The organism is Nocardia sp. NPDC003999 (genome assembly GCF_053604885.1).
Map to the genome: position 1 here is coordinate 294376 of NZ_JBSGIB010000006.1, position 26964 is coordinate 321339.

A 26964-nucleotide genomic window follows, 5' to 3' on the forward strand; every position below is an offset into this window, starting at 1 on the left:
TCACGGCGTGGTGTGGCCGATCCAGTGGAATCCCTTCAAGAAGTCGGCCGCGTGCATTCCCCTCGGCAGGTGGCGGTCGATTTCGGCGAGGGTGGGGTAGCGGTCGTTCGGTGAGGCGTCGTTGGGTGGGTAATCCAGTTCGTCGAGGAGTTGTCGCAACTCCCGGGTGATCACAGCGTCCGGTTCCAGGGCGAGATCCGCACGGATGCGGCTGCTCAGCGCCCGCATGCCTGCGGCGAGATGGTCGGGATCGGTGACGCCGTTCCAGTCGAGGTCGTGCCTGATCGCGGCGCGAGCCCCGCGGCGACCGTGCACCGTGAAGGTCACATCTTCCACCTCGGACCGACGGAGGTAAGCGCGGAGTGGGGAGACGACCTGGTCACCGGCTCTGGTGTGGGCTTGCCACGGTTCTATCCACAGCTTGTCGAATCGTGCGGTGAGCCAGCCGTTTTCGTCGAACTCGATGGAGAGATCCAGATCGCCCGCCTCGGCCGGATTCTCGCCACGGCTGACGAACACGCCGCGGATCCGTATCCCGGAGATGGACTCGTCGTCGGCGCGCAGATAGTTGACACGGGTCAGCCGGAGCTCGAGCTCGAGGCCGTACTCCCGTTGCAGGCCGGACAATCTCGGTAGCAACTCGCTTTCGGCCGGGGGTTCGGCGAGCAGATCCGGTATGGCCGGCACCTCCGACAGATTCGGGTCCGGTGCGACGGTGGTCCGCCGAGTCGAGTGCGTTGTGGTGTCGAGACCGGTGCTGGGCAGGTCGGGGCGGGGCCGGCTCGGGTCGGCTGCATGCAGCATGAGGTCGCGGACCTGCTGATAGGTCAGTTGCGTTCCCCGTGACGGCCACTGCCCGGTCGTCTCGGCGTAGCTCCACAGGGCGAGGTAGTCGGAGTAGAAGCGACGTGTCAGGGGGCCGGCTGTGGCGGGGTCGATGCTGATCTTGCGCACGAAGTATCGGGAGTCGGTGTACAGCGAGTCGAGGGCGGCCATGGCGCGCAGCCGCTGGAACTCCCGAACTCCGGATTCACCGTGCTGGTCGCGAATTTCGTCCTCCACCATGATCGTCACCCGGGCCAGGGCCTCCGGCGGCCATGAGTTCCAGAAGACGGTCACGTAGTCCCACAACCGGTGCCGGACGCCGGTGAGATTCCAGTTGTCGAGGCGTACTTCGCCGTCGGGCCGGACCCACAGGTTGCGGAAGGTGGCGTTGCCGTGGCTCAGCCCGGCCGTCCAGGTGGTGTCGCCCGGCACCCAGATCTCGTGCGGCAGCGGTACTCGCATGCTGTGCAGGAACGGATGAGATTGTTCCTGCTTGATCCGCTGCATGCTCAGGTACAGCTGTTCCTGGTCGGCTACGGTGCGGACCGACAGATCGTCGGGCAGCTCGACCGCCTGCAACCGCCGCAACTGTCGGAGCAGGGCGCGCAAAGTCCGTGGCCAGTCCGGGTCACCGGTCGTGGGGACGCGGCCGGGGCCCATTTCGCGGAACGAGTAGTCGTCGGAGTGGGCCATCGTCGTCGGTACGTCGACACCTGCCTGCCGGGCCAGACCTTCCGCGCGTTCGTCGTCCAGGGCGACCTGGTCGACGAGCCGGTCTCCGGCGAGCAGTTTCGGATGCGTGGGATTGGCGGCCAGATCCTTGTCTCCAGGCGTGGCGACGATGCGCCGCACCTTCACCGGCTTTCCGCCGCCGTCGGTGACGCACCAGACCTCCGTGTAATGGCCGGCGACATCGGGGGAATTCGTCACGACGGTGATCAGCATGCGGGCCGCATCGTCGAGCTGCAAGCCGCCGTCGTGGACCGGTTCGGCGATGTCGAGCAGGTAATCGGTGCCCTGCGGGCGGCGCAGGGCAGGGCGGAATGTGATCGGGGTGGTCGGCAGCGCCGGATCGGTGAGGTCCTTGTACGCCCATCGCCGGGCGAACCACGCACTCGGCCCGGCCTGCCCGCCGGGCTCGGCGACCCAGCTGTAACCGCACCGCGCCGCTCGGACGCCGTCTTTGCGCGAAACCTCGACCTCGATCGCATCGGCGCCCATCCGCCGGGCCAGGTCTTCGGCCGGTCCGAGGAGGTACGGGCCGCCGTAGTCGGCGGCGAGGCGATCGAGGTCGGCGCCGATGGGTTCCGGACGTGCGGTGACTCGTCCGTACTCGTCGAGGTCGAAACGCACAGTGACTTCGCCGTATTCGCGGGTGCCGTCCATCAGCACGGTGCGCAGCCGAATGCGGCTCACCACGCCCGGGTCAGCGTCATCGAGCGGCTCGTATTCCGCCGCGAGAGCTTCCAGCCTGGCAGGTCCGTCGGCACACCGCAGGGTGGCGATGGCTTCGGACAGGCCGGCCTCCGCTGCGGCGCGGTCGTGCCCGATCGTGGCCCGCATCAGCAACTCGCGCACCGACAGCCGCGGCAGCCAGGACGTGTCCGGATCCGTCGCCTGGGTAACCGGTTCGACGGCTGCCGATCGGTCGGTAGCCGAATCCGACGCCGTCAGGTGGTTTTCGCGTTGCCGTACGAATTGGCGAGACCATCGCTGCAAGAGGCTACGCACCTGGGTCTCATCCGGTGCCCGTCGACCCGCGGCCGCGAACACGACCTTCAGGTTGCGGTGCAACGCATCCGTCGCGTCGGCGAGGAAACTCGGGTCGCGGGCGATCAGCAGCGGCAACCGGAAGCTGTCTCCGGCAACGGATTTCCATGCTTCCAGCACCAGATATCGGTCGAAGTCCGCAGCAGCGTCCGCGCCGTGGTCGCGCCGCAGCCGCGCCCGGCACCAGTTCATGACCTTGTTCCGGACGGTGGGGGTACGCCACGGGTTCCTTGTCGCGAACGCCACGTAATCCCACACCGGCGATCCCGGCTGGGTCAGTTCCAGGTCGAGCAGCCCGGCCCCATCGGGGCCCAGCTTCATATTGAGGAAGGTCGGATCGCCGTGCAGTACACCGAGCTGGATATCGTCGTTCGTCGCGGGCCGCACGGCGAAGATCTCGTACAGGCCGGGCAGACCCAGTTCGCCGTGCAGCCGATCATCGGTGTCGAACTCCAGGGGGATCCGTGCCACCTCGCGAACCAGTCGCTGCTCCCATTCGACGCGGGTGGTGGGTACTTGTTGCTCGGGTTCGGCCTCGGCCCAGTGCTCGGCGTGCAAGGCGTGCAGGCGATCGAGCGCCGGGAACACGGTCTCCGCGACGTCTTGCCACGGATCATCCGGTGTGGGGTGTTCCCCGTCGAGGTACTCGTGGAACAGGTAATGCTCGGGATAGGACTCCTGGGCACCGACGTGATACAGCGCCGGTACCCGGACACCGGCCTTCCGGCACAGCTGGACCGCGGCGGATTCCCCGAACGTGAGGCCGATCCGGGGATCGAAATTGGGATTCGGCGTATTGATCGACGCCCGGATGACAACCTTCCTGCCGTTCAGCTCGAAGATCCAGACCCCGTGATGATTCCCGGCGAAGTGGGCTCGGTTGCGGAACAGCGTGGTGAGAAGTTCGATGTCGGTTCCGGTCAACGCGGGATCCTCGGTCTCGGCACCGATGGACGCCATCCGGGCTGTCGGTCGCGGAGCCGCACCGGGGAGTGGATCGGAAACGTCCGTGGACGCACTGTCCAGCACGCCCCACCACCTGCGGTCCTGCGGCCACTGCTGTGATGACGGCTCGAGATACGCGGCCAGCTCCGTGAAGGTCGGTCGTGCCTCGGCGGGCCGGTCGAACCGGTCGAGCATCGGGTCGGCGATGAGTTCCCGCGGGTCGGTGCTCAGCAGGTGCGCCGTGCTCTCCCGCGATTCGGCCAGATGGTCCGGATCGGAATCCAGCCGAAGACCGTGCTGTGCCGCAATCGTGAAGCCGGTCGGGCCGTTGACGGGCACGATGACCCGGCCATCCGTGCCGACACACTGGCGCAGTTGCGGAACGAAGTGCTGCGCGAAGTGTCCGCCCGCGAAGGCCGGGTCGACCACCAGGTGGTCGAAAGTCACCGTGACCCGGCCATTTTCGTCTCGGCGAACATGGAAACGCATATCGCCCGCTTCATCGACGCCCGGTAGGCCCTCGGCGGCTCCGCCCTGGCTGACATGGAAACGCATGTCGCCCGATTCGCCGACGCGCCACGTGCCCCCGGCGACAATGGTGGCTGATACGGTCAAGCACCGATTCCCGGCGTTGTCGGTGTACCGTGCGGCGGTCGGTGTCACGGCGTAGTCGCGAGGACCGTACCGTCGATCCAGCAGACCGTTCACGACAGCCAGGAGTTCGGTGTCGCCTGCGACCTCGGCGGCCGGCAGAGCCGGATGCGGACGTGCCGTGGGCGCGACGGCCTCCGGACGTTCCGCGGATGATGGTGCCTGCCGGATCGGCTGCGCCGCAGGCTCATTCGGCAGCGTCGGCAGCCCCTGCCTCGTGCACACCTCGTTCACTGCTTCCAGCATCAGCGTGCGAACGACATTCGGCGACTCCGGCTCCCATCCGCGCAGGCGGCACAGCCGTCGATAGTCGGAGTAGAACCGTCCGGTGAGCCGGTCGGCCTTGCCGGCATCCTCCGCGATCTGCTGGACGAAATTGCGCGAATCGGCGTAGAGCGAGTCGAGGCAACCCATTGTCAGCAGCCGATCCAGTTCCGCTTCGGCGCCCGGTCCGACCAGCCCGTTGGCCTCGAGGTCGCGAACCTCGGTTCTGATCTTGTTCTCGACCTGTTCGGAGATCTCCGGCGGCCAGTTCGACCACAGCATCGTCACGTAATCCCACAGCGGGTGGGTGACGGCGGCATTGTCCCAATCGATCAGCGTCGCGGTGTCGTTCTCGTCGTCGATTCGCAGGTTGCTGAGCGTCATGTCGTTGTGATTGAGGCTCGGCCGCCAAATCGCGTCGTCGGTATCCGGCGACCAGGCCTGATGCGGGGCGAGGCGGAACAGCCGATCCAGCCAGGGCGCGCGGCGACGGTAGTTGCGGCGCTGCTGATCCAGGTAGAGGTGGAGGTGTTCGGTCACAGGCCGCACCTGCAGATGCGGGGGTAGCCGCATATCCAGCAGACGTCGCTTCGCCTCGAACATCTTGTTCAAGATCAGATCCCAGTTCGGATCATCCGGCTCCGGGGTGCGTCCGTCGGCATACTCCTCCACGTAGTAATCGCGCCACCGGTATACCCGTGCGGGAACATCGGTCACAGTTCCGGCAAGCTGCACGGCATCGGGTGCATCGAACAGAAGCCAATGGAACCAGCGGACATTCCGATGCGACGGATCGGGATTGCGGGTGAGGTCTTTTTCACCTGTGGTCGTCGGCAGTACCTGGTGCACGACTATCCGGTTGCCGTTGTCGTCTCGATAACGCCACGCCCGCTTGTTGTTTCCCTCGTAGTCGGGTGCTCGGAGTCGGGCCCGCAGGATCTGCCTGGCGGCAACCTTCGAGTCCAGGGTGCCGCGGCCTTCTCGTTTGATGTTGTCCAGCAACGTTTCCTGTGCGGGCGGGTCCGTGGGGATGGCTACGACCGGCCGCGCTTCGGGTTGGCTCCATTCGATATCCGCGGCAGTAGGTGCGTCGGCCATGTCGATGCACGCGGCCCACGGTACGAGGATCTCCTCGAGCGGAACACCGGCGTCGACCAGCCCGGCATCCCACAGTTCCCTCAGCGTAGGGAGGTCACCTGCTCGCAACCTTCGGCCTATTTCTGCGACGCCGGGCGGGACGGTCGGCACGCGCTGTTCGAGGTCGTCTATGGCGTCGCACAAGGCCTCGCGGATTGCTTCTCTCTCACCGGGATGCTCCCTGTTCAAGTCGAATCCGGCCCGAGCCGCCGCCGCCCAGTCGCTGATCAACGTCACCCGGAGCCGGTCCGCGCCCGCGTCACGAACGAAGTCGAGCACGAGAGGTTCGACCTTCTGGGCTTCCACGTCGCCGACGCAATCTGCGACCATCCGGCCGGAGGCATCCGTGACAAAGGTGAAATAGACCTCGCCGCTGATGCGTGTGCCTTCCACGACCGCAGCCGTGACGACGGCGGTGAGGAAGCCCTCCGGGGAGCCCAGCCACCGCAGCCTGACCGGCTCCAGCCGTCGCGGTCCGTCCCAGCGTTGGACGGCGGCCAGTGCCGCCGACTTGTCCACATCGTGGTGACCGGCACCGAGCTCCCTGTCGGCCGCGTTCAGCAACCGCCGCATCCACCGGCGTGGTTCCGTCGCGTGAGCCGGCGGAATCTCCCAGGCAGTCGTCGCGGCGGCGGACGTGTCCAGCAGTTCCAGCTCACGTAGCGCCCATTCCGCCAGCAGATCGTGAACCGCTTCCTCGGAGATTGGGTCCTGCCCGGCAGCGCGGCGGATGAGGGCGACGTTCCGGTAGAAGTCCGGAAGCACCTCCTCGATGGTCGCGAATCCGGTGGCGATCTTCTTGGGTAGCCGGTAGGCGTCGCCGATGATCGACTTGCGTGCCTCCAGCAGCACGTAGCGCTCGAAGTCCGCTACCAGTTCGTCACCGACACCGTCTCCGTATCGGTATTGCAGAATCGTGCGGATTTCGGAGTGCACAGCACGTCGTTCGGCGTCGTCGGCCCAGTCGTTCACGAGGTAATACCGGGCCCAATCCCATGCGATCGGCGCGTATTGCGCGAGTTTCGAATCGGTGAACCCGATGCGGCCGTCGGCGCCGCGCCGCATCTTGCGGCGGATCGGGTTGCCGTGCGTGAAGCCCATCAGCTCGCTGCCCTCGTTGAGGAGCGTCGGCTGCCACAAGACGAAGAGCGGGACGCCGCCGATCAGCGTGTCCAGCCTGTGGTCGAAGTCGCCGTGCTCCAGTGCCAGCACCCGGTGTTCTTGCTCCCGGTCCCATAGATGCTTCGTGTGGGGAGTGGAGGACAGGCCGTGTAGTCGAGACAACTCGAGGAAGACGTCCTCGGTTGTGCGGTCCCAACCCTCGTCCGGCAGGACTTCATCGCCCGCGATGTGCTCGTGAATCGTCACGCGGGTCTTGAAATCCAGTGCCATCGGCGACGATTCGGAGTCATAGAGCAGCCGCGGGCCGCGCACCCCGGCCTGGTGGAACAGGTCCGACGCTTCCGCCGCCGGCACGGCCAGCGAGTCGAGATCGAAGCCCAAACGCTCCGCCTCGTCCAGGTACACCCGGACCGTCACCATCGGTGCCGAGGTCGCGCCCGGTCCGGCGGGCAGCGGCAGATGCCAGACACCGCATTGGTTTTCGGACTCGTGCGGCGAGGTCACGCGGACCTGTTCCATCAATCCGAGCACCTGCTCGCGAGTGAGTCGTCGGTCCAGGCCCGAAGGGGCGGGCTCGGCCGCGACCGCCGGTGGTGCACAGCGTTCGCTCAGCCACTGCGGCGCGTTCTCGACCGGTGCGAGGCCCGCGCGCGACAGCAGGTCGCGACCGGACAGTTCCGCGGCGCCCGCGTCGTCGGCTACCTTCACCCGCAGCACATCGGCGCCGATGCCGCGCACGAAGTGCCGAACCAAGTCGAGGAACGACCCTCGTCCTGTGCCGCCCCGAGCGGACCGATACTCCGGTAGGAAGTCGCCGGCCGGGCCGGGCTCGACGTAAGCCGTGACGATTCCGGAGGCATCGAGCTCGAAAATCAGGTCTGTATCGCCGAATTCAGCTTGATCGATCATCACCGCGGCGCGCATGCGGAGGCGTACCGCCCCCTCGCGGGCGGGGTCCGGCTCGTAGGCGGCGCCAGTCACGTTCAGTCTGTGTGTTCTGCGCTGTGTCTGTGTCGCCGGAGGCTGGATAGCGATGCTCAACTCGACCTGCCGTCGGTTCTCCAGCAATCTTCGAATCGAAGACCCGAGCCGCGGTGGGAGCGGCTCATCGAGTGCCGGTGTCATATAGGCGTCGAGGTTCGACGGCCCTCCCCGGGACAGGTGCCTCGTGAAGGCTTCGAGCACACGCTGACCTTCGTCCTCGGGTACCGGTCGATGTTCCGTTTCCCGACGCAGGCCGGCCACGTACTCGGACCCGGCGCTGAGCTTCCCACGATTCAGGAGGGCCCGGCCGATGGCCGCTTCGCGGCGCACGAAGGTGAGGTTCGTGGAAAACGCCGACACCAGATCGGTGTACCGGCCCGGGTCGGTAGCGATGTCCGTGGGCGCCTGGAGTGCCTGGCGGATGGCCGCGATTCGTGCTTCGACCGCGAGGTAGCGGTGGAAGTCGGCTTCCCCGGCGCCGTAGTGCCGTTGCCGAATCTGCTGCATGCACCAGTTGAGCACCTGCGGCCGTACCTCGGGCGGCCAGGGATTGCGGACGGCGAATGCCGCGTACACCCAGGCGGGTGGGCCGAATGCGGTGTGATTCTCATGCGATCCCGCCTGTGCGCTGTCCCGGACGAGGCCGTCGAGTATCGGCGGGCTGTGCAGGCCGACAGGCTGCGCGCCGTCGTCCTCCGGATCTTCTCGTGACCAGAACATCTCGGACAACGGCGGCAGGCCGAGCAAGCCCGATCCCGATTCCGTCCCCGGGCCGGGGCGTAGGCCCGCGAGCCTCGCCTCCGCACCGCGCACCGCACGGCGGACATCCCGCTCCCAGGCGGCGCGAGTCGTCGTCACCGGCGGCTCGCCCTCCGGGATGTGCTGTGCGAAAAGCTGTTCGGCGACATCGCCGCGAAACGACAGATCCTCGCCCACCAGCTCGGCAACCCCCGCCGGGGTACCGGTGGCGTGCCCGGGAACGACGACATCGCGGCCCTCGGCGTCGTCGTCGTAGGGGCCGAGGTCGATCGCGACGGGGTCCTGGGGGGTGCCGGGAGTCGTCCCAGTATCGGTGGGGCCGTCCGGCAAGTATCCGGGGTTGGGGCGCCAATACTGCGGTAATTCGTCGGCAAGTGCGGCGAAATTGCCCCGCCAAATCTGCGCGGGGATCTCGAAACAGCCCATGACGCGATCGCTACGCAGGCCTCCCGGCCAGTGCACGGAGACGACACCGCCGTTCTCGTCCACCACTCCGAATCCGCCGGGCGCGTCGACGACGTAGATCTGATGGACGAGGGTCCACTCCGAGATCTCGTCGTCCACCAGCACCGATTCGCCGTAATCGGCGGCTCGATTCACCCGCACCGTCGTGTAGACAACCCTGCCGTCGCGCTGTGACAGCGGGACGAACCCGTCCGCCCACAGGTCGCTGCGCGGACGTGTGTCGCCACGGAACAACAGCCCTCCGCCGATACGCCACCCCGATTCCGGATACTCCTCCTGGAGCTCTTCCCACCTCCGACGGATCGCGTCCAGGTCGACATCCTGCTCGACGGCCGCGGCGAGCAGCACACTGTCCGGCAGCTGCGCGGCCGGTTGCCATTGCACGGGTACCGACGGGCCGTCGAGGATCAGCCGTACCACCTGAGCGCCGTCGAGCGGATGCACAGGAGTGTCGGCCTGCGGACCTTCGGCAGAATTATCGTCCTCGGCGTCTTCGTCGTCGAGGTCGATCGCGACGGAGTCGACGCTGTTGCCGGGGGTTTTTGTGTTACCGCGGGTGCTCGACGTGCCTGGGAAAATTCCGGATTCCGGCGAACTTTGCGGGTCCCGGTCGGAGTCCCCAGGCCCGCGGGCGGGCTCATCAACCGTGGGCGGGCCAGGGACGGGCCTCGCTACACCCGGTGCGCCGGGGCGGGATCCGGTGTAGTGGCCGTCGGTGCGGAGGAAGTGGGCGTCGATATCCGGAGGTCGGTTGCGGTGGCTCGCGGGTACCGTGAGTCGGTTGGTCAGTGCGTGGATGCTCTTGGTGACGTCTCGGCCGGATTGCCCGTCGACGTAGCGGATGCTGCCGTGGTAGTTGACGACGTTGACGGTGTGGCCTTGCGAACCTCCGAAGGGTTGATGGCGGTAGGCGATGATGCCGCGTGCCAGGTGGCCGGCGTCGAGGAGTTGCTGTTCGAGCTCGGTCCAGCTCTCGACGTGCTGGAACGTCGTGTCGTAGTGGGCCTGGATGAACCGGACGTGGGATCGACTGTCGTCACCGGGTACTCGTCCTGTTTCCGACGGTTCGGCGACGATGTCGGGTCGCCCGCTGAGCCGGAGGTCGGCGGCGAGGGTGCACTCGGCGCTGATGTCCCGGTTGTGCAGTGGGTTGATGCCGCGGATCCGCTCGAGCAGCGGGTCGTCGGGCGCGGGCTCCACCGGGGTGGGTGACGGTTGCGCCGCGCCGCTGTCCACGGCCGGTCGATCGGTGTCACCATCGGGGGATTGCGTGGGTTCGGCGTCGAGCGACGGTTGTGCTGCGACATCGGTCGTCTCCGTACTCGCACCGGGGCTGGAGAGGAAACGGCCATGCAGGTGGGCGGCGAGCTTCTGGATCAGTACTCGGCCCTGGCTGCCAACTATGCCGAGCAGGTACTGGTCGATCACCTCGAGCATGTACTCGTCGACCGACCGGCTTCCGATCATCGAATAGAGTCGGGCCGCGAGATATCTGGTGCGCAGATACTCCGGCGACTCGCGGTCGAAACCGCGGCAGCCGGGGAAGTGCAGTGCCGACCACAGGTCGTTCTTGCGGTGCTGCTCCCAGAATTCGTATTCCTCGGGTGTGAGTACTTTCCGCATCTGGACACGGTCGCCGTCGAGCATCGGTCTGCCCGCCAGGTAGGACATGGTTCCCGTCGCGATCGACAGCAGTTGCGGCAGCTCATCGAGCGATGTGTCACGCAGGTACCGCTGGAACGGCATGGCCCGGTCGACGGCGGCGCTGCTGGTGGGTCCTTCCGGCTCGTCCTCCGGCATGGTCCGGAACTTCCAGACGGTGATCGTCTCGTTCCCCTGTATCCTCTTCTCCTGTTTGAACAACAGCGGTCCGCGGTCGGAAATACCCAGTAGCTGTTCGGCTTTCAAACCGGTTGCGACGACCAGCGCGAGTGTCAGGTAGATGGGGGAGCGTCGCAGCAAGCGCTTCAGTTCGAAGGCATCCTTGGCGGTGAGTTCAACGGTTCGCAGCGTGGCGCGGTCGCCCTCGCGCAGCGCCCGGAACCACTCGCTGCGGTTGGCGACCCAATCAGGCCCGGATGGTTCGGTGGCGCTGGGAATCGGCATGTTCTCGAGGTAGGCGAACGGACGATTGCCGTCCTTGTCGCGGTAGGTCAGCAGTTCGGCGATGAGCTGCTCGATTTCGGCGGCCTCCGCCGGAGCGAAGCCATCGTTCAGTGCGCGGGTGCGGGCGGCCCGACCGCGTTCCGGATCGGTGAAATGAAGCGCCGGACCGCGGCCCCCTCGGGCCGGTCGATGTTCGGCTCGGGTGGCCTCGGCGCCACGACCCGCGGTGATCAGGCCAATATTGTCCAGCGACTCGGTCGGCACCCGGGCCTCGATATCGGCATACGAGTTGTAACCCTGATGGACCTGCGTGCGCTTGCGGAACTCCGGTGTCTTCGGTGGCTCCGCGGTGACCCGCACCGCTCCCCAGGACTCGCCGGCCGGATCCGGTCCCAGACCGCGGTTGAGGAATCGGCCGCGCCGGTCGGGAGCGGTGGCGCCGAGCCAGGCGATGGGATCACGGGTCGCCGTCAGCACGTAGACGTTCTCGGCCCCGATACCGAAGTCGGTAGCCCGAGTCATCGGACCCGCGCCCGGGGAGGCCGTCAGAACCACCTGGTCGATCTCGCCGGCCAGCCGGGCGTCCCGGCCCGCGTAGCACACGGTCGTGGAGCCGTAGCTGTGTCCGAGGAGAGTGTGCAACCGCGGCAGCGCTGTGCCCCGATGCTCGGCCAAAGCCTCGCGAGTGCTGTTGTAGGACACGGTATCTCGCGCTACGACATAGCCACCGACTTCCGCGAACCGGTGATAGAGGGGATCGAACGGGAGAACCGGCACCGTTCCCTTCAGCAGTTTGGTCGGATGTTCGTAGCCGATATCGATGATGGCCGCCACGGTCTCATCGGGTGCATACCGTGAGGTCATCTCGTATTGCGCACCCGCGAACCCGTATCGGTACAGCAGTGACCGCAGCGTGGTCCCGAAGCCGCCGACATGGCGGGTGACGTTCGTCGCTTCATCGGCGTCTCCGATGGAGACGGAGATCCGGCCGTTGCCGTCGTATTTCTCGGCGTCGTAGGCGAGCAGTTGCACCGGCGGCGACCCGAAGTCCTCGACGCGGCGTTCGATTTCGGCCAGTTGATCCCGGGTGGTCTCCAGGTTGAGCAGATGCGCCTTCTCGGCGGCGGTGAGTCCGCGGTGCCCGATGATCCGGCGCAGCTGCGTGAGCTGCCGGGTGATCGACCGGCGATTGGCGTAATCGCGCACGGTGTACGGGATGCCGTCGGTATTGCCGATCAGGGCGGGGTGTACCGCCACCATCCCCGCCCGCTGTTCGGTGGACAGCGAGAACCACCAGTGCGCATTCCTTCTGGCGCGTGCTCGGGCGGCATCGACTACCTCATCGGGGTCGACGCGCTCGACCAGCGACCGCAGTGTCGCGTGCTCGCCGAACTGATGGCGCAGTGCGGCGATTGCGCGCGCCGCGTGCTCGTTCTCCGGTCGGGTGGGGTGTGGATCAGCTGGAAGCGTTGATCCTTCCTCGCGCTCGGCGGTGCCGAAGGCCCAGCGGGAGTAGGGAGTTGGTTCGACTGTGGCGGGCGGGAATTCCGTCGGATACGGGCGTGGTTGGGGCGCATCCTTATGGAACCCGGTGACGAGTTCGGCTTCGAGTCTTATTTTGCCGTCGACTTCGGTCGGCTCGGTGAGCAATACGAGAGTCGATCCCCGTGGGGCGATGATTTCTCGTTCGCGGTACTCACTCTCGTCCGCGGTGTCCATTGCCGAAACCGACTCCACGGCGATCAGCGCCGATCCGGCATCCGCGTAGACGACGACCTCGACATCCTGGTCCGCGAACACCTCATCCGACAGTGAAAGCGACGTGTAACCGGAGTCGGTCGATCGGTGACCGAGCAAGTTGTCGGTGCGACCGAAGACCCGCACGAGATCGTCCAGCTTTCGAATCATCGTGACCGGTCCGGTGGATGGAAGGGCGTTCCGGAATGCCCAGTCCATCCGGTTGATCTGGGCGGCAATGATGTCGGCTTCTTCTCGGAACCGAGCTTCCGGCCAGCCGAGGCTTGCTCCGGCCGCGAGGACCTCCTCCCGAGTCACCTCCCGTCGTGCTAGTTCGATTCGCTGATGCGGAGTAAGGTTTCGGCCCATTGCGCGTAGTGGCATGTTGGGCCCGGCGAATTTGGTGTATTCCCGGAACGCGTCGATGATCTCGTCCGCGCGATTTCCCGTCGGGTCATGTGCCAAATGCGCCCGGCCCATGCCGTTCCGGATGCGCGCGAGGGCCGCATCGCCTTCGACGGCATTCCTCCGGAACCACTCCAGCCTCGCTCGGAGTGCATTCGCGTCGGCTCGATGCCCGTCGACCGCCGGGTCGTTCGGCTGTGGCTCGGGGAGCAGGTCGATTGCGACTGGGTCGATGCGGTTGCCGACCGGTCGGTTGTTCGTCGGTGTGGACCGGTTCTGTTCCGGGCCGGAAAGGCTGTCGGATTCCGCTGAGCTGAGGTTCTCGGCTCCGGTCCGTGGCTGCGGCGTAGCGGGTTTGCGGCCTGGTCGTCCCGCCTGGGTGATATCCGGGATTGGGCCGAGAGTTTCGTCCGCCGATTGCAGTGCCTCGGCCAGCCCTGTGTTCTGGTCCGGGTGAGGCTTGCGCAGTTCGAACCATACGGCTTGGTGCCAGCCGTCCTCATGGCGTTTGAACAGCTCGATGCCGGAGCGCATCGGCGTCGAAGCATCCACTGCGGCAGCTGGCCCGGGGAGGACAGCGAGACCGGAGCGGGTCGGGATACCGCCTCGCGCGTTCCGCGGCACCGAGGCGGCGTGCGTGTCGAGCAGCGTCACGCGCAGCCGGTCATCCGTTGTCTCCGCCATGAGGTGGACTCTGCCGCGGCGGTGTTCGGCGGCGTCGGTCACCATGGCCGTGAGTTCGGCGCACCCGAGGCTGACTTGTTCGGCGGGCCAGCCGCCGAGCTGTTCGGCCAGCCAGGACGCGGCTTCCGACGCCGCGTTCTGGTTGTATTCGCCCTCGGGCTCGGCACGAATGATTCGCTCGGACCGTTGGGCCGACTCCGCCACCGTCGCGGGCCGGTCGGCCGCGACGAAAATGTCCTCGGTCGGCGCCGTTTCGCTGCCCATCGCCCAAGACGCGCCGGAATCGGTGAGCCAGGAGGTGAGTTGGTCGTGCACGGCCGACCACGCGAGAGATGCTCGCGTTCGATCCTGTCCGAACCGGACGGCGGTGTAATGCGCTTCGACAGAGCCACCGTCTGCGCGCACGGTGATCGTGCCCTCGGCAAATTCACTTCGTGCCGCGTTGACCCGGATGGTGAACGACTGGCCCTCGGCGGTCGATTCCCAGGCGACAAGGTCGGTCCAGAAGATCACGCGGTTCCCCGCGCCGTCTTCGGCGGACGCGTAGCCGGACAGCAGCTTGTATGCGTCGCCTTCGTGGCTGAGTATCTGTCCGACAGGCATCTCGGCTGCCGCGCCTCGCCACATCAGTCCCTGGTGCTCGGAACCGAACTGTGCGTCGAATTCACACCCGCTGAGATCGGCTCCGCTGTTCTCCAAGGCGTCGAGGATCTGCGCGGGGTTCATCGGATCCCCGTTCCATTCCTCGAAACCTTGGCTGAACGCGTCGAGGCCCTTCACCCGGCCGCTGATCCGCCACCATCCGAAACCACTGATCTCGTCCAGCGATACGCCCTGCGCGAGGAGTGCGCTGAGCAGATCCTCGTGCGAGGCGTCGGCGGTGACGAACTTTCCGTGGGCCAGCAGGATGAAAGGATCGCCGATTTCGGGGTCGCTGGTGTGATAAGGCTGCTTATCGGGCCCCGTCCCGGGCACCACGAACCAGCCGCGCGAATCCACCTCAGGCCACACCAGTTCGATGTCGTCCGCGGGCTCGAGCAGGGATTCCGGCAGTGGCACCGTCTCGTAGGTGGTCCGGCTCGGCCCTGTGGACGAGGCTGTCGTTCGCTTGGACTCATCGCTATCGCCGAGGTGGATGGCGACGGGGTCGACGCGGCTACCGGATGATGTCGGCTTTGCGGGTTCGTGGGGGGTGCTATGCGGCTGGGGCGCTGGGTCGCCGCCCCCGTTCGGCCCCTCACGCAGCGATCGGTCGACTATTGCCAGTACCTGCTCGTCGGTTTCGGGCAGCGGCGCGTCCGACAGCAGCGTGGCCAGCAGTCGCTTGCAGGCGAGGGCATCGTGCTGTTCTCCCGGCACGAACGGCGCGGGCCTTCCACCCATGCGGCGGTAGCGCTCTCGCGCACCGAAGAGACCGAGCAGTGCCACCGGATCCGCGATACCCGCGGATTGTTCCACCTGGGCTGCGAGCAGTCGGTACCGCAGGCTTCCCGCCTTGACCGTGTCCACCCAGTCGTCCCGCAGGGTGAGGAGATCTTCGTCGAACTCCGGAATGGCGCTGGCGGGCTTCCCTTGCTTTTCGAGCGCCCAATTCAGCAGGATCCTGGACAGCGGACGGTGATAGTCGCCCTCCCCGTGACGCCCGGAAATGCTCCACAGCTCGAGGTCTGTGGCTACTTCGTAGGGATCCTTGTCGGGGTTGCTCACTGCGGCGTTGAACCAGTCGCACATCGCTGCGACGTCCGCGGCCGTCCGCTCGGGTGCCATCCGCCGCCCGAGCAGCTCATGCAATTTCAGGATGAACTCCACGCTCAGCTCATCGCCGAGATGCTGTTCGGCGTAGTGGCGAGCTTCCAGCCAGCTCAGCCACTCCTTACGTCCGAAAAGCAACTCGGGCCGAGACACACCCGCCGCGATGGCGACGTTCCGGAATTTGTCGTCCATATACAACGTCAGCTCGAGTGTGCGCTCGGCATCGGTCTCGATGCCGAGCGCACGCTCCAGCTCACGTATTTCGTCGTCGAGCGCCGCGTCTTCTTCGGAGATCACGGGCGGCGCGGTCGCGTCGGCGGTCTTGTCCTGCTCGGCCGCCTGACTCCGCGCTGTCTTCTGCGGAGCCTGCAGCCAAGCGCGTGAACCGGGCGGCAGCATCTCGGACAAGCTCGCCATGGCGCGGCGCTGGGCCATGGTGACGGCCCCGCGGCTCTTGCCCAGAAGGCTGGCCACCGCAGCGGTCGTGTGCTCCTCGACGAGCTTCTGGCGCAGGCATTCTCGCTGCAGATCGGGGAGCCTGTCGACACGCCGGGCCAACGCTCGCCGGTTATCACCTACAGCGGCCCTGACCTCGATCGGCAGCCAGTCGGCGTGCTCCAGGGCGGCCACGATCTCGGTTGCCGTCCTACTCGTCCGCGCGGCCGACGGGTCAGGCGACTCGGCGTTGTCGATCAGTGGTGTCGGTCCGTCGCCGTCGCCGTCGCCGAGGTCGAGGTCGAGGTCGATGGCGACAGGGTCGAGGCCGGGAGTGGTGTCGCGAACATCGCGCTGGGTGGGGCCGGCCTCGGTCGATTGCTGAGCGGCGCCTCGGTCGTCGTGATCTTCGAGGCCGTGTGTACCCGCAACCTCCATCATTTCGATAACCCATTTCCCCTTCTCCCAGGTCCGGCGCAGGACCTGGAAATGGGAGCCTGGGGCGAAAATTACTTCGGCTTCGCTCGAGATCTTCGAGATCTTCGAGATATCGCGACCGGTGAACGAGTGGATGATGAACTTCACATTTCCACCGATCTTGTCGGGTTCCACGCTGGTACTGACGAACGCGGGCTCCGTGATGACCTTCCCGCGCCGGTACTTCGCCAAGAGCCGGACGAGCTCTCCGGGTGACACGGAGATTTGCCGTTCTACCACGCCGTTGTACCGAGGAAGTGTGTGCAGCGCGGTAGTGATGCCTTGGATCAGGTGGTGGTATTTGCTGATCCGGGCAGGATCGCCGGACCGGAGGGCGGCGTTCATCTCGAAGTAGTAGAGATTGCCGGTATATGTGCGGATCGCGACGTATCCGGGAAGCAACCGCTCGTCCAGACCCGGGTGGTTCCTTCTCACCATCTCCGCGTGGTCGAAGTAGTCGTCGCCGATTGCGTCATACACGTTCCGGAACGCGGCGAGTGGACTCCAGGGTTGCCGAGGTGGATGAGAATCCAGACGATCGAAGAGAGCGGGAAGTTGCGCGGTGAGTGCGGAATGGACTTCACCCCGGGCCGCCAGCGCCTCCAGCTCGTCGCGGGTGAGCCATGCGGCATCTTCGGTCTCGACCCCATAGGTGACGACGCGGAACCGTTCGGGTGTATCGGCGAGGAAGATGGTGTAGGTCCAGTTCTTGGGCCTTCCCCGGGCCGCGCGGGCAACCGAGGTATCGACTAGTCGCAGGTTCCGAGCGTCGTTTTCGCGCACGCCGAGTTCTTCGATGAGTTCACGGGTGGCACCCTGGACAGGAGTTTCCTTGGAATACAACGCGCCGCCCGGAAGGAGCCAGTTTCCCTGGGAATAGTGCGGCGTCGACTTCGCGACCAGGTACCTGGCGGTCCCGGTGCTGTCGACATGCCTGATCAATACGCCCGCCGCTCCGAATTTTCCCCAGACCCCGCGGGCGACTTCCCCATCACCCGGAACCCCGCGGTCGACGGCAAGCCGGAACGGGTGTTCGAGTTCGTAGGTGGTTTCTATCCAGTTCAACAAGCGTGGCGGCACCGGTTCACCGTTGCCGTCGAGGAAGAGGGCCCGGGCAGGTCGACCCTGAGCGTCCGCGTGGAACGGAATCACGCCGTCGCTCGCGCCGGGGTCGATCCGTACGACCTTGTTGTCGTAGCAGTGCAGGACGAACGGCCGCGCATGCTCGTCTCCGCTGTCGACGACCACCGATGCGTCGTCTCCGAGTTGCCTGAGTATGGCATCGATGCGGTGCGAGGTGAACGGTTCTGTGAACCTGCCTCCCGACCTGGCTTCGAAGTCCGCCATGGTGATCTCGGTTGAGGCGCTCGACCGCTCGGGCTGCGATATCACCTCCGCTCGATACAGATCGTTGATGATGCGGGCAGCCGATGCGCGGCCGTCGTAGGGGATGGACCGAGCCGTGCTGCCGCTGAGTACGCTCTCGCTGCCGCTGCTTTCTCGCAGGATCCCCGTTACCCGAGCTGTCTCTCTGTGGGCGCTTCCGCCATACAGCGCCGCGTGCACCTGGGCGTGCAGCAGGTCGGTCGCGGCGCCGTTCAAGCGGCGGATCTGGTCTTCGGCGATCATGTGTCGCTCGATGTCGCCGATCAGTTCTTTGCCGCGGGGGCCGGTGCGCAGGGCGTAGGCCTCGTCGAACGGATGGGTGGCCGCGATCTCGCGCAGCGATGCGCTGTCACTCGTCTCGGGGGCCAATTTCAGTAGCTGGGCGGCGAGATCACGTTTTTCGCGCAGTCTGACGAGCGCTGCCTCCGCGAGTCGTCTGGTGTGCGCCAAGCTCGTCTCTTCCGTCGGCGTCGTCTCGTCCGGATCGCCGAGGTCGATCGCGACCGGGTCGATGCGATCAGCGGTCGAGGTCGGCTGCGTATCGGAGGTAGTGGTTCGCGTCGTCGGCGTCACGTTCGCTGGTTGGATCGGCTCGACACCCGTCTCGGTCACGACCACGATGCCGCGCCGCTGCTGCGTCCAGCCGAGCTCGGTAGCGGCCGACCGCACCCGGTTCGTCGTCTCGGGATTCGTTCCGCCGCGACCGTTGAGCACGCGATCCGCCTGAGCCTTGCTCACCTGCGCCCGAGTGGCCACATCGTCGAGCGTCACTCGTCGGAGTTGGCCTCGGCTCAGCACCCGCGACACCAGCTCTGGCGGGAGTTCCCCGGCCAGCACGTGCGCGATCCGATACAGCGCGCCCTTGACGGTGCTCTGGCTGCGGCCCGTCGCTCGAGCGACTTCGGGTTGCGAGAGACCCTGCACCAGATACAGCTCGGCGTATTCCCACTCGGTGCCCGAGAGCTGCGAGTAGCACGGCCCCAGCACATCCGGGTAGTGCGCCGCGATCGCCTCGATCAGGAACATCGCCGAGCCGTCGGTCAGCAACACACCGACGGACAGCAATGTCGCCAGCCGTGGCGCGGCGGCCTGCCGCAGCGCGGCGACCCGCGCCGGCGACAAATCCAGTGCCTTCGACTTCTCCTCGATGGTCAGCTCGTCGGAGTACAACAGGGCGCCGCCTGTTCGCAGGTCCCGCGGAAGTCGATTGATGCATTCCGTCAGCACTTCCGTTGGCGCTGATCGGATGATCCGAAACGCCCTGCCGCGGCGCGGATAGTCGGCGGTGCCCTCGTGGACCGCCGGGACCGGTGACCTCTCGTCTGGATTGTCCACCACGACGCCGGGACGTCTACTTGCCCATCCGAGCCGAGCGGCTTCCGTCCGAATCCGCTGCTCCGTCTTCGGATCGGCGTGTCCGCCCGCGAGTACCCGGCGCGCCGTCCCCTCGGCCACTCCGGCCCGAATGGCGATGTCCGCCAGAGTCACTCGACGAAGTGGGCCAGCCCTCAGATAGCGCCGCACCAATGTGGGCGGTAGTTCTCTCGCCAGTATGTGGGCAATTCGTCGCAGCAGCTTGTTGACGGTCGTCTGCTGGATACCCCGGGTCCTCGATATGTCAAGTGTCGAAAGGCCCTGTGTCAGGTACTGATCGGCATACTGCTGCTGGAGACGGGTGAGTCGCGGAAAACAGGCTGCCAATATCGCCGGCTCGTGCGCGTGGACCGCCTCGACCAGCAGTAGTTCCCAATTCTCTGACAACAGCATTGCCGCCAGCAGGTCGGCGATGTCATGTTGGCGTTGTTGCACCGAGGTAGCCGGGCGGCCCAATCGTTCCGCCGTGACGGAGACGGACAGCCCCTCCAGGAGCAGCAGCGTTGCGACGTTCTGGTCTCCCTCGGAAAGGAACGGGATCAGGCGCCGCAACTCATCCTTCGACGTCCCGCGGACGAGCTGCAACTCCCTACCCCGCTGGTGGTACGGCACTCGATCGTGATCGATGCGTACAAGGGGAACCGGCGAATTCGACGTCTGTTCGTCGCCATCGGCGACGATGGCGGTCCGTCCACGTCGCACACCGAGACGGCGCGCGGCCGCCTGGACCCGCTCGATCGTCTCCGGTCCGGCATCCGGATGCCCAGCGAGAATTCGTTTCACAGTTATCGTGCTGACTCCCGCTTCCCGGGCGACATCGACCTGGGTGGCCCGCCGGAGGGGTCCGCCACTCAGGTACCGCTCCACGACCTCCGGCGAGAGGGTCGAGGCCATGCGCCGTGCGATGCGGTGCAGCATGCGGCGAACTCGCTTCGGCCTCCAGGCCAGCGCCGTCGCGATTTCGGGCACTGTCCGACCCTGCCGGAAGTATGACTCGAAAACTGTCTGCTCGGCCTCGGTTACCGGCCCCGTGACCGGTTCCAGCAGATCTCGGTCGTGAGCCCAGACCGCCTCGACAAGCAGCAGCATCTCCTCATCGGTGCGTCCGCTGGGATGCGGTTCCGAGCCCTGCAGAGCGGGAGAATTGACGTGGGACAACGCCGTCGACACGATGCGAACCGCGTTGTGCAGCCGCTTGCGCACGAGGTACTTATCGCGCCCCGTGGCGGCCGCGATGTCGGCCACCGTCTGCCCCATGAACCAGCGGACGAAGTATTCCCGCGGTCCGGGGCGAAGGCGTCGAACTACGCTGCCGAGCAGTTCGGGTCGCTCGTGCTGGGCTGTTCGAATCACGGCCACATCCGTGGCCAGGCGTTCGTCATCCATCGCAAGCGCTTCGCCGCCCTCGGCGAGCACCGAGGCGAGGCCTTCGTTGTCGGCCGCGAGCGCGGCCAATGCCCTGATCAGCGGGCCGTGTTGCGGCATTTCCGCCGCGAACTTCCGGCCCAGCTCGGCACGTGCGCGAGCGATCAGGTTGTTCACTTCACTCGGCGCAGCCCCCAGGTGGTCGGCTACCTCCTCCGGGGAATAGCCTTCGACCGCGGTGAGCCAGAGCACCGTGCGAAATTCTTCGGGCATCGATTCGAACGCCAGACCGATAGGGGTCTCCTCGGAGATCTCCGGTGCTCGATCGCCGCCCAGCTGGATTCGATCGAGTTTGGCCATATCGTCGGTGGGGACCTGCCTGCTGGCGCGAGCGCTGGCGTCAGACGCCTGGTAACGAACGGCCGCACGCAGGTAGGCGCCGAAACTGGCGTCCGGACCGTCACCTCGGCGGATCCTCACGAGCAGGTCGGCGAAACAGTCGGCCACGATGTCCTCGGCGTCGGATCGGTCGCCGACAATCTTCATGGCGATACCGAGACCCCATCCGTAGTACCGCTCGTACAGCTCGTCGTAAGCACCGGGGTCGCCCGCGCGAACTGCGGCGATCCGCTCTTGATCCCAGGCACGTTCCCGACGCCACCGCTCGGGGATGTTCGCGTCGTCCCGGCCCTCGTGCGTGTTCGGCTGCGCGGGTGCGGGGTGCTCGGACTCGGTGTCATCGCCGAGGTCGATCGCGACAGGGTCGATGCCCCCGGGGCGGCGCGCTGATTTGTCGGCTTGCGATGTCTCATCGGTGATCTCGGTCGGCGCCGCGGAATTGCGCGAGGTGGCCGCGGCGGTGCTGTCGGCGTGACGGGCGCGGATTGCTGCTTCCAGCCCGCTGCGCGCCTCGATGCCGAATTTGGCGTAGATCGATGTGACGTACTTCCGCACCGCCCACGGCGTTACTTCGAGCTCCGTCGCGATTTCTTTGTAGTCCCTGCCTTCCACGAGTCGCGTGAACACCCGGAACTCTTGTCGGGTCGACCCGACTCGGGCGAGTTCGAGCGACCCGGCCACGTTCTGGTAGGCGATGCGTACGTTGTCAGGTATTTCTTGCTCGACGATGTGTCCCATCGCCGATGTCTCGATGATTCCTCGCACCTCGTTCGCGACGGCGGACACGAGTTCCCGTCTGGTCATGCCCGGCAGGCCGTACCGGAGGAAATCGGGCATGGACACGGGTGCGGTAGCCATGCCGATGTCCGGGAACTCATCCATGAGCTCCTGAATTCTCTTCCCGAACGTCGCGTGGACTTTCGGGTCGAGGCGCACGTAGTCCCAGATTTCCGTCAGGTCCGACATCATCTGTTCGGTGTCGATTCCCAGGTCTCGAAGTTCCCGGGTCCATTCGTCGAACGAATCGATGCGCGCGGTGGTCGGCGGTGCCTGCAGCTCCGACCGAGAGTGTGGCACGACCTCTTTCCGAATGCTGCCTGCGTTCCGCGCGGCCTCGGTGAGGGACGCTCTGTCCTTCCAGGGTGTCCAGCCGCCTGCTCGAGGCTCCGATGCGGTGGGATCGGGCCGTGAAAGGCGCACCTCGAGCCCAGCGGTTTTCGGCGGCGTCTCGCTCTGTGCGGGTCGAGACCACGGGGTGGCGCCGGGCGTCGCGGTGCCCCGAGCTGATTGCTCCGCCGGTGTGTCGGGTTCGTCGGCGTCGCCGAGATCGATGGCGACAGGATCCGGACCCCGATCAGTTGGGGGTGCGTGCTCGTCGTCGTCCGCTGCCGTGGCAATTTCGCGATCGAACCGGGCCTGCCATTGTTCGTCGGACTCACCGAGGAGAAGCGTGGGGGTGGAGTCCTGCTCCAGCTCGGTGAGCCATTGCGACAGGTTGTCCAGATAGTTGGTGACCACGTCTGGTCGACCGGCGCCGAGATCCTCAGCGGTCACGACGTTCAATTGCGCGTGCAGATGCAGTTTGACCAGCCCGTCCAAGGTGTTGACATAACGCCGGACGAGCGGATCGATATGGTCGGCATACTGCTGTTTCAGATCGGTGACCGCACGGCGCCACTCCGACGGAGTCCAGTCGGCGCGCTCACCAACGAGTTCGAACTTGTCGGCGAGCTCATCACGCATCCGCGCCAGAATGTGCAGTACGTCAGAAGGGCCGACGTGCGGTACTCCCGGATCCACCGCGTTCTCTTCGATTTTGGCGAGGATTTCGAGAACATCCGGATAGGCGGATTCGTGCTCCAGCCGCGTGAATTCCGATTCCGCGTCGATGATCTTTCGCCGCATTTCTTGAATCCTGGCGCGCGGGTAATTGTGCCGGACCCATGTCGGCGTGCCATTGATCGCCTTGACGAAATGGTTGACGAATCCCTCTTTCATCCAGTCGGTATCGGTGAATCCGTCTTTCGTCCACGGAATTACGAATCCGTTGCTGTTGTCGATGGGGCGCAGATGTATACCGCGCTCGAGTAGCCAATTTCCGCCCTCGTGTCGATCCCACGGGCGGATCGCGGTGTCGCCGAGGCCCTGCCGCTGCGCGGCGGGTGTGTGGAAGAATCGTGCCCACTCATCTCTGCCGCTGGCGGTGATCTTATCGGCTTCGACCCCCGGCACGTACTCGACCAAGAACACGCGATCCTTGCGGCGCAAGAATCCTGGTGGTCGTGCGCCGGCGGCTTGAAGGATGATTGTCGAAAGCTCTTCGGCGTTGGCTTGAGTCTTGTCCCTCACATGCTTCTCGATGACCCGGAAGCCGTTGTTGTAAGTGACTTTGAAAACAAAGATCGAAGTCGTGTAATCATCCGTGTAGTCCTTGAGTAATTCTGGGGGGGACTTCCTGCCGGACCGCTCCGCTTCCTCGACCTTTTCTTTGAAGGATCGTTCGTCGATGAGCCCGTTCATCCACGCTGCATCCTCGTGGTTTCGATAGAAGCGGAGTCCCGTTTCCAGCTCGTCGTGAACACCCGACACGGGTTCGACTGTTACCTGGTCGTCCGCCCCGATCAATACCCGCTGGTACTCGATCGTCACGTTCTCGCGCGCTGCCCATTCCCGCAGGCCCGGAACCTGCAGATCCAGCAGGTTCTGCTGGCCGAGCAGCGGTGACGCCACCACGATCCGGCGTCCCGGCAGAACCCCGATCCCGTCGACCAACCTTCCTTGATCGTCGTGAACGGGTTGCAGGCCCTGCGCACGGAGCACCTCACGGGCGGCGAGGACCGCCGATGCGGTGCGGACCTCGGCCGCGTACCGGTGAACGTTGTCGATATGGGGCTTCAGAAAGCGGAAATGCTCGCGAACTTCGCGCATCAACTGCACTTCGGTCAGCAGCTGAGCCGACTCCGCATCGAGCACCTGTCGGCGCAGCATCGTGGCGAACCGTAGGCGCTGTCCGGCGCGAAGTTCGTTGATTGCCCGTGCGATCTCCTCGGCTTCCTCAGCGTGGAGGTGCGTGGTGTCTTTCCCGGAGTCCCGGACCGGCCGCAGTGCTTCTTCCGCCACTTCCTCCAGTTCGTGCCGGGTTGCCTCGAGCAGGCGACGTATGCTGCGAGGCAACTCGATCGGCGCACCGGCGGGAGATCCGGTCACGTCGCCCGTCCATCCCTCCGGTGCGGGGCCGGGTGCGTCAGGTTCGTCGGGGTTGCCGAGATCGATGGCGACGGTGTCCGGTCTGCGGGGTGCGCTCGGCGTGGTGTCTTCGCTCGCAGGTTCGTCGAAGGCTCCCAGCCGCACGGCTTTCATCAGCATCGGAGTTCGCTTCGTCTCGCCGAGTACGGCGCCGATCCGGGCCCGGCGGCGCTTGACGGTGAGCTTGGCCACGCCCAGCACCTCGGCGATGGCCTGATCCGTGAGGCCATCGGCCATCAACTGGAGAAGTTGTCGTTGCTCGCGGTCCAGGCGGACCGTACCGGCCGGTGGTCGATTTCCGTCGTGGACGAAACCCTGCCGCTTGGCCGCCAGGACCGTCCGGATCGCGCCGGTGGTACCGAACTTCTTGGCCGCACTCTTCTGGTAGTTCGTGACCGCCTTCGGGTCGACGTCCAGCCGTCGCCCGATCTCCGCAGGGGTCAAACCCTGGTAGATCAGGTTGAGCACCTCGAGTTCCCTGCTGGTGAGCCAGGGCGAGGACGTCGTCGCGGTGGAGCTGCTGAATCGGCCGATCCGAGGTGCGCCGCTGGCGGCCCGAACCGGTAGCTGGGCAGGATAGTTCGCCGCGGCCGCCACCGCTGTGACCAATTGGCGCGCTGCGACCCAGAGCGCATCACGATCGGATTCGGTGCCGTCGGGCGCGGTAGGTGATGTGCCCGGACCCGTGGGCCAGAAGGCGCGGATCAAACGGTCACGCCGGTGGCTCGGCAACCCCTCCAGGATACGCCGCACGTCCGTGGTTCGGGCTTCGGCCAGCACCCGGACCAGTGGATCGGTTTGCTCGAGTCGTGCGCATTCGGCAACGAACTCCCGGATGCTGTACCAGGGGTCCGAGATACTGCGATGGTTCCAGATGACCTCTCGCGCGATGTTGTTCAACCACAGCTCGAGATTCCGGTTACCGAGCTGCCCGAGGCGTGCGATCGCCGTCGCGCACACCTCGTCGGCAATGTGGTGCGCTTCCTGCTGCCCGAAATCGGTTGCGAGCCCAGGCATCGCGGTCTCGAATCGTTGCCGGAGCAGGGCGCTCGCGAGTTCCGGTCGTCCGCTCGCGACATGCTGCTCGAGGACCTGCCGCAGCCGCAGTGCGCTGTCCCACGGGGTGCCGACTCTGCCAGCGGTGTTCGCCTCGCCAGTCGTGCCGTGCTGTGGGCCCGGCTGTGCCCCAGCGTTATCCGGCGAGTTCCGCGGCGCGGTGGTGCCGGGTTGTCGTGACCCGACCGGCGTAGCATCGGCTTCGTCCGGATCGAGGTCGATCGCGACGGGATCGGCGCCGCGATCGGTCGGGGTCGCGGGCCCGTCCTGGTCTGTCGCCGTATTCGCGGAGGTGTCGATGTTCGCGGCCGACAGGAATCCCGCGGCGGCGGTGACGTCGTCGGTTGTGCCCGCTTCGATGCCTGCCCGTACCAGTGCGCGCGTGACGGCGCCGAGATCGCCCGGGGACTCGGCGAGCGACCGCCGGACGATGGCCGCGACGGGTTCGGGGTCGTCGGGGCTGATCGGTTCCCACACGCCGTCCGTCAGCGCCAGGACGACACCGTCGCCGCGTATGTCTCGGGCCTTCTCGCGCGGTTTCAGCCCGTCCAGGGAGCGGCCCAGGTTGTGGGTGAGACCCGGACCGCCGATCGCCGAGTGTTCGGCTTCTTCACGAGTGGTGTCGTCGAAGACGTCCAGCACATCCTGGACCTTCGAGTCGTCCCTGGTCAGCTGAATCGGCGGGCCGCCGTCCAGCGGAATCCAGTACGCGCGGCTGTCGCCCACCCAGTCGATGGTGAGCCGTCCCGACTCCATCAACGCGACCACGATCGTGGTGGCGGGCGGCTCGGCCGCAGGAGACTCCGGGGGCAAAGCGAGTACCGCCTCCTGGGCGGCGGCCACGGCGCCCTCGACTACGGCCACCGGATCGATCCGGCCGTCGCGGTCGGCCCGCCGCAGCGCCGCCACCACGAAATCGTGGGCGGCTGCCTTGGCGGCGGCGGAGGCGCGGCGACCGCCCTTCGGCCGGGAGAGACCGTCGTTCACGATCAGTGCGGTGGCCTCTTCGCCACCGACATTCGCTCGGATCAGGGCGAAGGCGTCCTCGTTGTGCGCGTGCGCGCCTCGATCGCTCGCTGCCGCGACCGCACCCAGATCCTCCACCGTCAGGTTCTGCTCGACGTAGCGCCGCGGTGCGGTTTCCTCGGAGCCGCGGGGTTCCTCGACATGGTCTCCCCGTGGGTGTTCCGATCCGGACTGCGCTGCGCGGTCCTCGGGGGTTCGATCAGGCGACGCTGACTCGCCGGGACCGGGCTCGGTGGGATCGTGCTGCCGGGGCTGCGTCTGCGCGATGAAGTCGGGTTGTCCGTCCGCGCCGGGCCAGACGACGGGTGCGCCGGGTTGCGCCGCCGGGGGAGTGGTCGTCGCGCGATGCCGCGGTTCGCCCAGCATCTCCGCGATAGCGCGGACCCCGCGGTCGGCTATGCCATAGTTCTCAGCGGCTTGCGCGAGTCGTCGTTGTCGATCGGTCGCAGCGGCCAGGGCGGCGGCCGCAGTGTCGCGCATCTGGGTTGCTGCCAATAGCTCCGAGATCGCGCGGAAGTGGTCGAGCAGGAACGAGAGGCGCTCCCGGCCGATCCGTGTCGTATCCAATTGCTCCGCGAAGGTCAGCAGTTCCTC

Annotated in this window: 1 protein-coding gene (only partly in view); it reads right to left on the reverse strand. The window is 66.2% G+C overall.

Going from position 1 to position 26964, the window contains the following annotated elements:
- On the reverse strand, window positions 1–26964 hold the 3' portion of the coding sequence (locus tag ACWESM_RS16120; protein WP_452492332.1) for a sigma-70 family RNA polymerase sigma factor. It continues 17547 nt past the right edge of the window; only the last 26964 of its 44511 coding nucleotides appear in the window; its start codon lies off the right edge, out of view; the stop codon is at window positions 1–3.